This is a genomic window from Shewanella nanhaiensis (assembly GCF_019457885.1).
GTDB classification, from domain to species: domain Bacteria; phylum Pseudomonadota; class Gammaproteobacteria; order Enterobacterales; family Shewanellaceae; genus Shewanella; species Shewanella nanhaiensis.
Genome location: NZ_JAHZST010000006.1, coordinates 28,544 through 42,578, shown reverse-complemented (window position 1 = coordinate 42,578; position 14,035 = coordinate 28,544). Strand labels below are relative to the sequence as shown.

At 46.2% G+C, this 14,035-nt stretch carries 13 protein-coding genes; 10 read left to right on the top strand and 3 right to left on the bottom strand.

What is annotated here, in order from left to right:
- Window positions 1–323 precede the first annotated feature (323 nt).
- From K0625_RS10115 to K0625_RS10070, 10 genes are all read left to right on the top strand, one after another.
- Window positions 324–755, top strand: coding sequence for a hypothetical protein (locus K0625_RS10115; RefSeq protein ID WP_220109579.1), 432 nt, complete (start codon window positions 324–326; stop codon window positions 753–755).
- 91 nt (window positions 756–846) lie between these two features.
- The gene (locus K0625_RS10110) at window positions 847–1,362 is read left to right on the top strand and encodes a Na+/H+ antiporter subunit E (protein ID WP_232847024.1); all 516 of its coding nucleotides are present in this window, start codon (window positions 847–849) and stop codon (window positions 1,360–1,362) included.
- Window positions 1,362–1,658 (top strand): MrpF/PhaF family protein, encoded by a 297-nt coding sequence (locus K0625_RS10105; RefSeq protein WP_220109577.1) that lies wholly within the window; start codon window positions 1,362–1,364, stop codon window positions 1,656–1,658. Before K0625_RS10110 ends, K0625_RS10105 begins: the two co-directional genes overlap by 1 nt.
- Window positions 1,655–1,996 carry a monovalent cation/H(+) antiporter subunit G gene (gene mnhG / locus K0625_RS10100; RefSeq protein WP_220109576.1) on the top strand — a complete coding sequence of 114 codons (342 nt, stop codon included), beginning with the start codon at window positions 1,655–1,657 and terminating at the stop codon, window positions 1,994–1,996. Before K0625_RS10105 ends, mnhG begins: the two co-directional genes overlap by 4 nt.
- Before the next feature lie 26 nt (window positions 1,997–2,022).
- Entirely contained in the window at window positions 2,023–3,018 is a 996-nt protein-coding gene (locus tag K0625_RS10095; protein WP_333473844.1) for a Na(+)/H(+) antiporter subunit B, read from the top strand.
- On the top strand, window positions 2,999–3,361 hold the full coding sequence (locus K0625_RS10090) for a cation:proton antiporter subunit C (protein WP_012326539.1): 363 nt from the start codon (window positions 2,999–3,001) through the stop codon (window positions 3,359–3,361). Before K0625_RS10095 ends, K0625_RS10090 begins: the two co-directional genes overlap by 20 nt.
- Window positions 3,361–4,839 (top strand): monovalent cation/H+ antiporter subunit D family protein, encoded by a 1,479-nt coding sequence (locus K0625_RS10085; protein WP_220109575.1) that lies wholly within the window; start codon window positions 3,361–3,363, stop codon window positions 4,837–4,839. Before K0625_RS10090 ends, K0625_RS10085 begins: the two co-directional genes overlap by 1 nt.
- A complete protein-coding gene (locus tag K0625_RS10080; protein ID WP_220109574.1) occupies window positions 4,836–6,329 on the top strand; it encodes a proton-conducting transporter transmembrane domain-containing protein in 1,494 nt (497 codons plus the stop codon). The genes K0625_RS10085 and K0625_RS10080 overlap by 4 nt, the downstream gene beginning before the upstream one ends.
- Window positions 6,319–6,675: a hypothetical protein gene (locus K0625_RS10075; protein WP_220109573.1), complete on the top strand. Its 357-nt coding sequence runs from the start codon at window positions 6,319–6,321 to the stop codon at window positions 6,673–6,675. The genes K0625_RS10080 and K0625_RS10075 overlap by 11 nt, the downstream gene beginning before the upstream one ends.
- Entirely contained in the window at window positions 6,662–8,362 is a 1,701-nt protein-coding gene (locus tag K0625_RS10070) for a Na(+)/H(+) antiporter subunit D (protein ID WP_220109760.1), read from the top strand. Before K0625_RS10075 ends, K0625_RS10070 begins: the two co-directional genes overlap by 14 nt.
- A 287-nt stretch (window positions 8,363–8,649) precedes the next feature.
- Here the strand turns inward: K0625_RS10070 and K0625_RS10065 are convergent, their stop codons facing one another.
- From K0625_RS10065 to gcvH, 3 genes are all read right to left on the bottom strand, one after another.
- Window positions 8,650–9,234 (bottom strand): hypothetical protein, encoded by a 585-nt coding sequence (locus tag K0625_RS10065; protein ID WP_220109572.1) that lies wholly within the window; start codon window positions 9,232–9,234, stop codon window positions 8,650–8,652.
- 734 nt (window positions 9,235–9,968) lie between these two features.
- Window positions 9,969–12,878 carry an aminomethyl-transferring glycine dehydrogenase gene (gcvP, locus tag K0625_RS10060; RefSeq protein WP_220109571.1) on the bottom strand — a complete coding sequence of 970 codons (2,910 nt, stop codon included), beginning with the start codon at window positions 12,876–12,878 and terminating at the stop codon, window positions 9,969–9,971.
- A 180-nt stretch (window positions 12,879–13,058) separates the two neighbouring features.
- Window positions 13,059–13,448 (bottom strand): glycine cleavage system protein GcvH, encoded by a 390-nt coding sequence (gene gcvH / locus K0625_RS10055; RefSeq protein WP_012326555.1) that lies wholly within the window; start codon window positions 13,446–13,448, stop codon window positions 13,059–13,061.
- Between the last annotated feature and the right edge of the window lie 587 nt (window positions 13,449–14,035).

The following is a 14,035-nucleotide window of genomic DNA, read 5'->3' as shown; positions in this document are numbered from 1 at the left end:
GAATATCCGAGTTTACACTAACTAGCCATTTACTCTTAACTGGTAAAGGTCGAAGAGTAACGACGCCGAACAATTTATATATGAGTTATTAGTATATTAGTAGGAAAAATAGCTAAGCTCATAGTATGTTAATTATATGTTCGAGTAACAATCAGCTATACAGGGAACTCAAAATCCATCAGAGTCAATATCTAAAAGTTTAAGTGAGTAGCCAGCATAAAAAATAACAATAAAGAGATTATGCTTGCCAATAACATATAACTATTTTGCTTTAGATACAGTGATGACAATCGGATGAGTCAAATTATAACAAGGGGGTTAAAATGAAAATCAGCCAAATATTACTAGTATTCACATTAGTTTTACCCTTTTCCTTACTTGCAGCCCCAACTGCTCATACAGATGAAGAAAGAGTTGTACTTGAATCTTGTACATCACTTAATCATGCACCTAAAGACCTCGCAGCTGCCCCTTGTTTTTACTACGTCCGAGGATTTCTAGCTGGTTCCCTAAGTACAAAATCAACTTTTATCGTACGTGAAACATCAGGTGAGTTTCTCGATAGGGCCTATCGAACTAGAGTCGGCAAGCAGACTTCGGAAGAGCAACCGATCCCATTATGCTTACCTAAAGATAAAAATATTGAACAGTTAACCCAGCGCCTCATTGAACATTTTTCGCCCCCTATCGAGTCGATGGAAGCACTACATACACAGATTTCAGATGCGCTCATAGTGGAACTACCATGTTCGTAACCAACAGAATATAAGTATTAAATTTAATAGCGAAGCCATGTATCAGCCCTAGTCAACCCAATAACTCATGAGTAACAGTGAGAAAATGACAATGAATGATGATAAATCAACGCTCGAAGAGAGAGCTAAGTATCTACCGAGCCATACAATAAGTCTCAGTGTAACCCTGTCTCTCTTTTGGTGGATAAACTCAAATTACGGCAACCTACTTCTGCTGTCCCTCGGCGCCTCCTCTATCCTGCTCGTTATCTATATTGCATACAGGATGAATGTGATTGACCATGAGTCTCAGCCAATTCACCTTTCAATAAAAATACCTGGCTACTTGCTATGGCTAACCAAAGAGATAGTCCTTGCCAATATCTCTGTGGTCAAACACATCTGGCTAGGCAATAGCAGTATCTCCCCAACCCTTGAAACGATAGATGCCAGTCAACACACAGATCTCGGCAAGGTTATCTACGCCAACTCCATCACCTTAACACCAGGCACAGTCACGGTGGACTTAGTCGATGATCGCATGACCATACACGCTTTGATCAAAGAAAATATCGATACTTTACGAGTCGGCGAGATGGATCGCCGAGTAACTGAATTGGAAAAATAATGTTAGCTGCCGCCACAATCGCAATCCTCGTCGTTATGTTGCTAGCGATCACTCGCTGCATCGTCGGCCCGACCCTGTACGATCGCATATTAGCCTTCAACATGTTTGGTACCAAAACGGTACTGCTGATCTCAGTATTAGGCTTTTTAATGGGACGACCAGAGTTCCTCGACATCGCGCTCGTCTATGCCCTAATTAATTTTATCAGTGTCATCGGCGTATTACGCTTTTCTGACTCCGCCGAGTTCAAGGTCACCCCCTATGAACGCCAATCAACCAAGGAGGGGGAAGAATGAACCTCTTTCTCGAAATCAGCAGTGGAATTTGCCTACTTGTTGGCTGTTTCCTCTGTTTTTCAGGTGGTATAGGAATTTTACGTTTTCCTGACTTTTATACCCGCATGCACGCAGTGAGCATCACAGATACCTTAGGTGCAGGCCTAGTGTTATTAGGGCTAATGCTGCAAAGTCCAGACGGTTTAGTACTCATTAAACTGATATTAATTTTACTGTTCACACTATTTATCAATCCGTCAGCCAGCCATGCATTAGCCAAAGCCGCACTGCATAATGGCCTGTTACCGCGCGAAGATAAGGGTGCAAATAAGGGAGGGGACAAGCCATCGAAACTTTAGTTGATATCGTACTGTTAACCTTTCTGGTGGTCATAGCCATCGCAATTGTTCGCACTAGAGATCTATTAGCCGTCGTCATGTTAACCGGGATCTATGGCTTACTCTCTGCCAGCTTCTTTGTGGTACTTGACGCAGTAGATGTTGCCTTTACCGAAGCCTCTGTTGGTGCCGGAATATCCGGCTTATTGATGCTGACAGCCATTACCATGACAGGGCGAAAAGAAGCCCCGAGACGTCATAAACCGTTTCTTGCACTTTTTGTCGTACTGGTCACCGGCAGTATGCTGATCTACGGCACCATGGATATGCCCTATTTTGGTGCTGTTGACGCCCCTGTTCATCAACATGTTGCACCTCGCTATATTCATCAATCAATGGAGGAGGTTGGCGTCCCCAATATTGTTACTGCGGTTTTAGGTAGTTATCGTGCCTTCGATACTTTAGGAGAAGTGGCGGTTATCTTTACCGCAGGTATAGGTGTGCTCTCTTTGCTGTCACTGCCTAGGCGCCGCAGGGCCGTCAAATCTGATGAGGCGACGGTAGAGCAGATGCATGAGCGTCATATGGTGCTACGTATTGTAAGCAAGGTTCTTATTCCTTTCATCTTGCTGTTTGCTCTCTATGTGCAATTTCATGGCGACTTCGGTCCCGGCGGCGGCTTTCAGGCTGGCGTGATATTCGCAGCGGCGATTATTCTCTACACCATGCTATTTGGTTTAGAAACCGCTAAGAAGGTGTTTAACCCGTCGATAATCCAGCTACTCGCAGCTGTTGGATTGCTGGTCTACGCCTGCGTTGGGGTGGTATCCATGCTCAATGGCGCCAATTTCTTAGATTATAACGTGCTGGCTGATGACCCAGTTGCTGGCCAACATATAGGGATCTTGCTGATTGAATTAGGGGTAGGTATCACAGTCGCCGCAGTGATGTTGAGCATCTTTTTCAACTTTGATGGTCGCAGACAAGCCCAGCAACACTGCACAGAACAAAAAGGGGAGCATGATGTTTCTCGGACTCTATAACTATTGGATCGTAGTACTCTTGATGATGATCGGTTTTTATATCGTTATCGCCCACGGAAATTTAATAAAAAAATTAGTCGGACTGACTATTTTTCAAACCTCAGTATTTATTTTTTATATCAGCGTCGGCATGGTCGAGCGCGGCAGCGCACCGATTTTGGCAGAAGGGATTAGTGATTACTCTAACCCGCTACCCCATGTATTGATCCTAACTGCCATTGTGGTGGGGATAGCCACCACCGCACTTGGACTGGCACTGGCCGTCAGAATCAAAGAATCCTACGGCAGTGTAGAAGAGGATGAGATCCAAAGACAGGATCAGCTTAACGAGGATAAATCATAGTGTTAGCTCACCTACCTATTTTACAAGTCGTGCTACCGCTAATGGCTGCGCCGTTATGCTGGTTTTTAAATCGCTCGAAGCTGGTGTGGATGTTTGCCTTATTGGTCTGTGCTGCAACCAGTGTCAACAGCATACTATTACTGATAGAGGTCATGAAGTCTGGCCCTATTATCTATGAGTTAGGTGGCTGGGAGGCACCCTGGGGAATAGAATATCGTATCGATCAACTTAACGCCTTCTTACTGCTCATCATCTCCACCATAGGCACTGTGGTGTTGTTTGCTGCTCAAACAAGCATCCAAAAAGAGTTAGACGAAGACCGTCATACCCTGTTTTACAGTCTCTACCTATTGTCCTTAACCGGCATGTTCGGCATTGTGGCGACTGGTGATGCATTTAACGTATTCGTATTTTTAGAGATATCTTCACTGTCTGCCTATGCCTTAATCGCCTTAGGCAGAGACAGACGAGCATTATGGGCTGCCTACCAATATCTGATAATGGGCACCATTGGTGCCACCTTTATTCTGATTGGTATCGGCATGCTCTACCAGATGACCGGCACGCTCAACATGAGCGATTTGGCCACTCGACTAGTCGATGTTGGCCACACCCGCACGGTATTTGCAGCATTTGCCTTCTTAATCGTCGGGATCTGCTTAAAGCTGGCACTGTTCCCACTACACCTGTGGTTACCCAATGCTTATGCCTATGCACCTTCAATCGTCACCGCATTTTTGGCTGCCACCGCAACTAAGGTGGCTGTGTACCTGCTGATCCGCTTTACCTTTACCGTATTCGGCATCTCTTTCTCATTCACCACCCTGCCCCTGCAGAGCATTTTGATGGTGCTCGGCCTTATGGGGGTATTTGCCGCCTCTATCACCGCGATATATCAACAAAATGTTAAGCACATCTTAGCCTACTCAAGTATCGCTCAAGTGGGTTATATGATTATCGGTTACTCCATTAATACCAGCACTGGGGTAATGGCAAGCTTACTGCACCTGTTTAACCACGCCTTAATGAAAGGTGCGCTCTTCTTAGCACTAGGCGCAGTAATGTACCGCATCGGCAGCGTGCAGCTCAGTCAATTCCAAGGACTAGGACGACAGATGCCGTTGACCATGTCAGCCATTGTTATCGGTGGTCTGAGTCTAATTGGTGTGCCATTAACCGTCGGCTTTGTCAGTAAATGGTACCTGCTTATCGCTAGCGTTGAAGCGGGGATGTGGCCAGTGGCAGTGCTAATTCTACTGGGTTCACTACTGACGATTGTGTATATCTGGCGTATTGTGGAAACCGCTTATTTCAAGCCACCACTGCCAGGGCGTGAAGCGGTCAAAGAGGCACCTTGGTCCTTCCTTGGCCCTATCTGGCTTCTCGTCATCGCTAATATCTATTTTGGTATCGATACTCGTCTGAGTGTGCAGGTCGCACAGGCGGCTTCTCAAAGTTTGTTTGGAATTAACCCATGAATCTTTCTTTGGCGCTGATGTTACAGCTAACTATCCTATTGCCACTGCTGGCAACCTTTGCAATAGCAGTAACGGGACAGAAACCTAATCTTCGTGAGGCGGTCACCATAAGTACCAGTCTGGCGGTGCTTTACTGTGTGGTCAATCTCTACCAAGCGCTCAATGCCGGAGCCAGCATTAGCGTCTCATGGTGGGCACTTATGCCCGGTTTAGAGATAAGCTTTGTTGTTGAACCACTGGGTATGTTGTTCGCACTTATTGCCAGCTTTCTGTGGCTTATCACCACCATTTATGCCATCGGCTATATGCGTGGTCATGGAGAAGAGAATCAAACCCGTTTTTACATCTGCTTTGCCTTGGCGATTAGTGCAGTAATGGGGCTCGCCTTTTCGGCGAACCTATTTACCTTGTTCATCTTTTACGAAGTGATAACGCTATCAACCTACCCTCTGGTCACCCACGCGGGTACTGAAAAAGCTAAGCAAGGTGGACGAGTCTACCTCGGGATCTTACTCAGCACCTCTATCGCCTTTTTCCTACTGGCCATCATCTTGACCTGGTTTGTCAGCGGTAGCCTTGAATTTAAAGCTGGCGGTGTGTTTGATGATAATGTGAATACCACAGTCGCAGGCGCCATCTTAGTACTGTTTGTATTTGGTATAGGTAAAGCGGCAATAATGCCATTTCATCGTTGGTTACCAGCTGCGATGGTGGCACCAACACCGGTCAGCGCCCTGCTCCATGCCGTGGCGGTAGTAAAGGCTGGGGTATTTACGGTACTCAAGGTCTGTATCTTCATTTTTGGACTCGACCTACTACCTAAGTTACCCACCACTGAGTTTTTACTATATTTAGCAGCCATTTCGGTACTATTAGCCTCTATTGTGGCTATGCGACAAGACAACTTAAAAGCCAGGTTAGCCTACTCGACGGTGAGCCAACTGGGCTATATCACCATAGGCGCGCTGCTAGCGACCTCATCGGGTGTTATCGGCAGCTCTATGCATATCGCCTCCCACGCATTTGGCAAAATTACCCTGTTCTTTTGTGCTGGCGCCATTCTGGTGGCCAGTCACAAATCAAAGATCAGTGAGATGCGCGGCCTAGGCTTTGCGATGCCAATCACTATGGCAGCATTTTTCATTGCTAGCCTAAGCATTATTGGCGTTCCACCTGCGGGGGGCACATGGAGTAAATGGTTCCTGTTAATGGGCACAGTAGAAACCGGTTATTGGTTCATCATGATCACACTGATGCTCAGCTCTTTACTTAATATCGCCTATCTACTGCCCATTCCTTACCACGCCTTTTTCCCAGGTAAGGATCACCCAGCAGCATCAAGCGGCGGTATTAAAGAAGCACCACTACCATCATTGATTGCATTAACCATCACCACCTTAGGCTGCTTAACTATGTTCATCTATCCACAGCCCTTTTATGAATTAGCAAAAGCTATCTTGACTGTATCTGGAGTCAGCCATGGACAATGAGAAGCAGTACCTTTTTGATAACCCAAAAAATATCCAGCGTGTTTTATATCTGTTGTACGCCTGCTGCACATTGCTTGTGATACTTGATTTCGTCATCCACCGCCATGTCTATCATAGCTGGGAAAATCTACCTATTTTTTATCCTATCTATGGCTTTGTCGGCTGTGTCATCTTGGTATTGATAGCCAGCTGGATGCGCACCTTTCTGATGCGCCCAGAAGGCTATTATGATGAGCCTGAAGCCAATGACAACAACCACTCAACCCCCACTTCAGATGCTGACGCAACAAGCGGACACGCGACTGACGTTAAAAAGGATATAGGTGACCGCAATGTGGATGCTTGAGCTACCGCCCTTTGTACTGTTTCTAATTGGCGGACTAATTGCTGCAACGACACGCGGGAAGCTGCGTGGTGCATTGATGATTGCCATTCCGGTTATCAGCGGATTACATCTGTGGACCGTACCTGAAGGCGTCCACTTACAATTGATGTTTTTAGACTATCAACTTGTCCCCTACCGCGCCGACAAATTAAGCCTGATGTTTGGCTATATTTTTCATATTGCCGCATTTATTGCCATCATCTATTCACTGCACGTTAAAGACACAATTCAGCAGGTCGCAGCCATGCTCTATGCAGGCAGCGCCATAGGTGCGGTGTTTGCGGGCGATCTGCTTACTCTGTTTGTATTCTGGGAGCTACTGGCCTTTACCTCAGTGTTTCTAATTTGGGCTCGCCGTACCCCTCAAGCCTACAGTGCAGGTATGAGATATTTGATCATGCAAGTACTCTCAGGGGTAATTCTGCTGGTCGGCGCCCTGTTTTATATTGCAGACACTGGCAGTATCTCCTTTGACTTTATCGGCCTAGAGGGTATTGCTGGCTGGCTTATCTTTATCGCCTTTGGCATTAAGTGCGCCTTTCCTTTTGCCCACACTTGGCTTACCGATGCCTACCCTGAAGCGACACCGACCGGTACCGTATTACTCAGTGCATTTACCACTAAGGTGGCGGTTTATGCTCTGGCCCGCGGCTACCCCGGCACGGAACTGCTGATCTATATTGGCGCAGCCATGACTTGCTTCCCCATCTTCTTTGCGGTGATAGAAAACGATCTTCGTCGAGTACTGGCTTATAGCTTGATTAACCAAGTGGGCTTTATGGTGGTCGGGATCGGTATTGGTACAGCCTTAGCACTTAATGGCGCTGTATCTCACGCCTTTAACGATGTGATCTTTAAAGGCTTGCTGTTTATGAGCATGGGCGCAGTGCTGCATATGACAGGTCGAATAAATGGCTCAGATCTCGGCGGTCTCTATAAGACCATGCCCAAAACAACGATACTGTGTATTGTCGGTGCAGCCTCTATCTCGGCATTCCCACTGTTTAGCGGCTTTGTCAGTAAATCTATGGTAATGACAGCCGCCATTGAAACCGGTCATGACTGGGTTTGGTTAATGCTGCTATTTGCCTCAGCAGGGGTATTCCACCATGCAGGTATCAAGATCCCCTACTTTGCATTTTTCGCCCATGATTCAGGTATCAGAGCTAATGATCCTCCAAACAATATGGTATTGGCGATGTTCATTGCAGCCTGTTTGTGTATCGGCATTGGTATCTATCCTGCAGCGCTCTATTCGCTGCTACCATACGATACGGGTTACAACCCCTACGATGCAACCCATGTGCTCGCACAGACCCAGCTACTGCTGTTCTCGGCACTGGCCTTCGTATGGTTGAATCTCAAAGGTATGTACCCACCAGAGCTACGTTCGACCCACTTGGATGTGGACTGGGTCTACAGACGCCTAGTTCCTAATGCCTTGCAGCGGATGTTTGCTGTTATCTGGAGAGTGGATGGCGAAGTGCGTCAAGCAGTCCTAGGTAAGCTTAACCAAGGTCAGCAACTATTAACGCGCAAGAGCAAAGGAGCGGGAAGCTTTATCTCCAGTACCTACCCCTCTGGCAATATGGTGCTTTGGGTTGCCATCATTCTAGCTGCCTACCTGTTTATGGTCTTTATTGGTTAGGTTTGGGTAGAGATAGCTGACAATGACGTTTAGCTTACTAAAATGAATACAAGCGGCTTGCATAGCGATATGCAAGCCGCTTTGTTATGGAGCTTAAATTGGGTCAGGATCTGAGCCAATACTCTACTGACACCGATTAGTTAACAAAAAGAGAAGCGATTCACCACAGAGGCACGGAGGAACACGGAGAGGAGCAGAAAGAAAAACAGACTAAATCCATTCAACCAGAAATTATATAAAAGCCACCCACAGATAGAATTAACTATGGGTGCCACCATTAAGGTTTATTATCTACAAAGTCTAGGGTTTACATCACATATATCTTCTGGGCGGTAGATAATCGTAATGCTTTTTGTAGCATCAGTATAATAACCATCATTATCCGTCACTCTTGATTTGACAACAAACACATCACCAACATTCCCATCAACAGAAGAGTTTGAACTTGACTGCTTTACTCCATCAACCCAAAGTTCTTTCTTAACAACAGTTCCATCAAAATCATCACCATTAGCGCTAACTAACGTTTCAGTTGATCCCTCTATCCTAAAAAATCCAACACTTGAGATAGGTTTATAGTCACAAACTTCACTCGTTACATCTTGGTATGAGTGGAATGGTACTTGCGCCCTACAAGAAGCATAGCGACCATTAATAATGTCATTTATATAAGTATATTGATGTGTTGTAGGTTGCACATAGTCATCAATCACATAATAGCGCCCGTCTACATAAGCATTACAACTAGCGTATCCAGAATAAATCGCTATCTGGCCTGTAGTTTCTGTTCTACAATTAACTTTCTCGCCAAACTCAGCAGAAGCTGAAAAAGAGACAACTAACCCAGCTAAAAATATTGAAAATAATTTCATATCATTATGTCCTTATAATTTAATTAATAATTCAATGTGAAACGAATCAAAAAAATAACTTACAGCAAACGAATAGCATTTAACATAGGTAAAAACTACTAACCCAAAAGGGCTTTTTTTGTTAATTAACTTAACAATATGAAGAAATAATAGCGACTAACTACAGAGCTCACGAAGGAACGCAGAGAGGAGTTGGAGCATGCCACAGAAGACATGGCTATCGGGAATGACAAATTTAAGCAGGAGATTGAAACACTAACTGGAGAGTCTATGAGACCAAAAAAACGAGGAAGACCAAGTCAGAAATAGGAACCAAAACTTAATCTTACTCTGACCCCAATACTCTGGCGATCACGGATAAGTATATCCAGATACAAATCCCCTCACTCACCATCCATGGCAATCACGGATAAGTATATCCATATACAGAAAAGCGAACCAATCGGCTCGCTTTTCAAATCTAGCTCCAACCAAGTGAAGCTAACTATTCCATAATTGCGTCGCTGGCGATGCTACTGCTAGACGAACCGAAGGCTCTAGTCCGGAGTTGACTCCAGTCAATGAGGACTGGAGCCGAGGTTCAACACCGCAGTAGCGAGCCCAAGCAGCAATCAAATGGCGTTACTGCCGACGGTAAGACAAAGAAGCCGATTGTTTTCGCCGCGGAGTTGACTCCAGTCAATGAGCAGCGAAAACCTGAGGCTGAAGCCGTATTACCGAGGCTAAGTAGCCATTTACTCGTAATCAGAGATTGGTACACAGGCACAGAAAAGATTTCTGTCACCGTACACATCATCAATACGATTAACCGTTGGCCAGAACTTATTCTGCTTAACCGCTGCCGTCGGGAACACGGCCACTTCACGGCTGTATGGACGTGAATCAAACTCAGGATCCATAATATCAGCAAGCGTGTGCGGTGCATTGTGCAGCGGGTTGTTATCCACAGGCCACTCACCAGACTCCACTCGTGCCGCTTCGGCGCGAATTGAGACCATGGCTTCGATAAAGCGGTCTAGCTCAACTTTAGACTCTGACTCAGTTGGCTCAATCATTAAGGTGCCCGCAACTGGGAAGCTCATGGTTGGGGCATGGAAACCGTAATCATTAAGACGCTTAGCGATATCCATCTCAGTCACACCTGAAGCCTCTTTCAGTGGGCGCAGGTCGATGATGCACTCGTGAGCGACACGGTCATTTCGGCCTGTATAGAGCACTGGGTAGTGCTCAGAAAGCTTCTTCATCATGTAGTTGGCATTTAGCAGTGCAACCTGAGTTGACTCACGCAGACCTTGCTTGCCTAATAGCTTGATGTACATCCAAGTGATTGGCAGGATACCTGCGCTGCCGTATGGCGCAGCAGATACGGCGCCGTTGCCGTCTGATTCAAGTCCGTGCTTAACCACGCTGTGGCCAGATAGGAATGGCGCTAGATGCTTTTTAACACCGATAGGGCCCATACCTGGCCCACCGCCACCGTGTGGAATAGCGAATGTCTTGTGCAGGTTAAGGTGTGATACGTCAGCACCGATAAAGCCTGGTGATGTCAGACCCACCTGAGCGTTCATGTTGGCACCATCGAGGTAAACCTGACCGCCGTGCTGGTGGATAACTTCACAGATCTCACCAATCGTCTCTTCGTACACGCCGTGAGTCGATGGGTAGGTCACCATGATGCAAGAGAGGTTATCAGCCACTTCAGCGGCTTTTGCCTTAAGATCTTCCATGTCGATGTTACCCGCTTTATCACAAGCGGTAACGACGATCTTCATGCCAGCCAGTTGAGCCGATGCTGGGTTTGTACCGTGGGCAGAAGATGGAATTAGACAGATATTTCTGTGTGCATCGCCGCGAGACTCGTGGTACTGCTTAATCGCAAGCAGACCCGCATACTCGCCCTGTGCACCAGAGTTAGGCTGCAGTGATACCGCATCGTAACCTGTGATATCCACTAGCCACTCAGAGAGTTCACCAACGAGTTGCGCGTAACCTTGCGCCTGCTCTTGTGGGCAGAACGGGTGCATGTTACCAAACTCAGGCCAAGTGATTGGCATCATCTCTGTGGCAGCATTCAGCTTCATGGTGCATGAACCAAGTGAGATCATTGAGTGGTTAAGCGCCAGATCTTTATTCTCGAGACGCTTGATGTAACGCATCATCTCGGTTTCGCTGTGGTAGCGATTAAATGTTGGGTGAGTCAAAATAGCATCTTGACGAACAAGCTCTGCTGGCACTGAGGTGCTGTCAGCCATCACTTGCGCATCGAGTTCAGCCACATCCAGACCATGACCTTCGCCTAAGATGACATCAAACAGTTGAGTCACATCTGCACGGGTTGTAGTCTCGGCCAAGCTGACACCTAGCACTTGATCAGAGTTACCATCACTCTCAGAACAAGAGTCGACACGCAGGTTGATACCCGCTGCATCTGCACGCTTTTGCACAGTTTTAGCATCTAAGCCTTTAATCGACAGTGTATCGAACCAAGTATCGTTAACTAGCTCTACGCCTTTGGCCGTTAAACCTGCAGCCAGAATATCAGTCAGGCGGTGAATACGCTCAGCGATCACTTTCAGCCCTTGTGGGCCATGGAATACGGCATAGAAAGAGGCCATGTTCGCTAGCAGTACCTGCGCAGTACAGATGTTTGAGTTGGCTTTTTCACGGCGGATATGCTGCTCACGAGTCTGCATCGCCATACGCAGTGCGCGGTTACCGCGAGTATCTTGTGATACACCGATAATACGACCTGGTAGTGAGCGTTTGTGTGCGTCACGTGATACGAAGAATGCAGCGTGAGGCCCACCGAATCCCATAGGCACACCAAAGCGTTGAGAGTTACCAAATACAACATCGGCGCCCATAGAACCTGGAGATTTGAGCATCACCAGTGACATGATATCGGCAGCAACTGAGACAATTGCCTTCTTCTCATGCAGCGCGGTAAATAGCTCAGTGAAATCGGTGATCTGACCATAACGGTTGGTGTACTGGAACAGGGCACCAAATAGCTCGTAGTTAACCGCTTCTTCAGCAGGGCCTACAACCACTTCCATACCGAAACACTCGGCGCGAGTTTTAATCACATCCAGTGTTTGCGGAAATACATCATCAGCCACAAAGAAGATATTGGCTTTCTTCGCTTTAGAAACACGCTTAGCCAGTGCCATCGCTTCCGCTGCTGCAGTCGCTTCATCGAGTAGAGATGAAGACGCTAAATCAAGACCGGTTAGATCCATCGACAACTGCTGGAAGTTAAGGATCGCTTCGAGACGACCTTGAGCTATTTCAGGCTGATATGGTGTGTACGCTGTGTACCAACCTGGATTTTCAAGCACGTTACGCTGAATAACAGACGGAACCTCAGTGCCATAATATCCCATGCCGATGTAGCTCTTAAACACCTTGTTCTTGTCCGCAATTTGACGGATATAGGCTAGGCCTTCAGCTTCGCTAACATGATCGCCAACGGCAAGATCGCGATTAAGGCGGATCGACTCAGGAACGATCTGTGCAGTGAGGTCTTCAAGAGACTCTGCACCAACATAGTTCAACATCTCTTGGCGTTGCTCACTGTCAGGACCTATATGGCGGCCCAAAAAGCGATCATGCTGCTCAAGTGTAGTAAGCGTTTCAGTGGTCATGATAAACCTAATTCCATATTTGCCAGTATCCGCCTGTAGGGGGCTAAGGTACCGGTCTCGTTGTATGATTGAAAAACTAGAGTGTAATAGCTAAATAACTTCTATCGATATCAAAGTCACTTAGCTATAACGAACAAAGCCTCATTTTGGAAAAAATGAGGCTTTGTTTTTAATCGGCGATTACTCTTCGTCGATAACTGCTTGATAACCTTCGGCATCAAGCAAGTTGTCAATTTCAGCGACATCAGATGGCATCACGCGGAAGAACCAACCGTCACCAAATGCATCACTGTTTACAAGCTCAGGAGAATCTTCAAGCGCTTCGTTTACCGCCAATACTTCACCTGAAAGTGGTGCATAGATATCAGAAGCCGCTTTAACAGATTCAGCAACGGCACAATCTTCACCTGCACTTAAGGTATCGCCAACTTCAGGAAGTTCAACAAATACCATGTCACCCAATAGCTCTTGAGCGTGCTCACTGATACCTACGGTATAGCTACCGTCTTCCTCTTTACGGATCCACTCGTGTGAAGAAGCGTATTTCAATTCAGCTGGGATATTGCTCATTGTTCTTAGTCCTTATTCGGTTGTTCTAATTCTGTATTTAATAAGAGATCACACTGATTTACTTATACCCAAACAACTTCAAGATGCAGGATTCAGCATGTCGAGAAGTGACAGAGTTCAAGGCATGAAATAGTAGGACTAGTTATTCTAATTCAATATTTCATAACACAGAAAAATGTTGCTTCTCGCCATGCCCTTCGGGAGTTCCCGTAGAATCCCTGCACTGCGTTAGTGATATCGACAAGGGAATAACCATTATCCTCAATCACTGCCTTGTTCAGCTATCCTACGGGAGCTCTGAAACGAGCATCTTGAGGTAGCTTGGGTATATAAGGCTTATATCAGTTTTTGCGCTTCAGCGCAGGAGTTTCATTCTAATTTTAGGAGCCAGCGCGCAGTTGATATGTATCAATGAGCACTGGCGACAACAAAGAAGAATGAAATAACTTATTGTTAATTCACATCTTCAATTGGGTAAGCATACTGCCTACCTAATCTCCTGAGATTAATACGCAGGAATTTCGTTCTAATTTTAGGAGCCAGCGCGCAGTTGATATGTATCAATGAGCACTGGCGACAACAAAGGA

Excerpts from the sequence above, each read along its gene's own strand:
- K0625_RS10115 (WP_220109579.1), top strand. The coding sequence starts at position 324 with ATGAAAATCAGCCAAATATTACTAGTATTCACATTAGTTTTACCCTTT.
- K0625_RS10110 (WP_232847024.1), top strand. The coding sequence starts at position 847 with ATGAATGATGATAAATCAACGCTCGAAGAGAGAGCTAAGTATCTACCG.
- K0625_RS10105 (WP_220109577.1), top strand. The coding sequence starts at position 1,362 with ATGTTAGCTGCCGCCACAATCGCAATCCTCGTCGTTATGTTGCTAGCG.
- mnhG (WP_220109576.1), top strand. The coding sequence starts at position 1,655 with ATGAACCTCTTTCTCGAAATCAGCAGTGGAATTTGCCTACTTGTTGGC.
- K0625_RS10090 (WP_012326539.1), top strand. The coding sequence starts at position 2,999 with ATGTTTCTCGGACTCTATAACTATTGGATCGTAGTACTCTTGATGATG.
- K0625_RS10080 (WP_220109574.1), top strand. The coding sequence starts at position 4,836 with ATGAATCTTTCTTTGGCGCTGATGTTACAGCTAACTATCCTATTGCCA.
- K0625_RS10075 (WP_220109573.1), top strand. The coding sequence starts at position 6,319 with ATGGACAATGAGAAGCAGTACCTTTTTGATAACCCAAAAAATATCCAG.
- K0625_RS10070 (WP_220109760.1), top strand. The coding sequence starts at position 6,662 with ATGTGGATGCTTGAGCTACCGCCCTTTGTACTGTTTCTAATTGGCGGA.
- K0625_RS10065 (WP_220109572.1), bottom strand. The coding sequence starts at position 9,234 with ATGAAATTATTTTCAATATTTTTAGCTGGGTTAGTTGTCTCTTTTTCA.
- gcvP (WP_220109571.1), bottom strand. The coding sequence starts at position 12,878 with ATGACCACTGAAACGCTTACTACACTTGAGCAGCATGATCGCTTTTTG.
- gcvH (WP_012326555.1), bottom strand. The coding sequence starts at position 13,448 with ATGAGCAATATCCCAGCTGAATTGAAATACGCTTCTTCACACGAGTGG.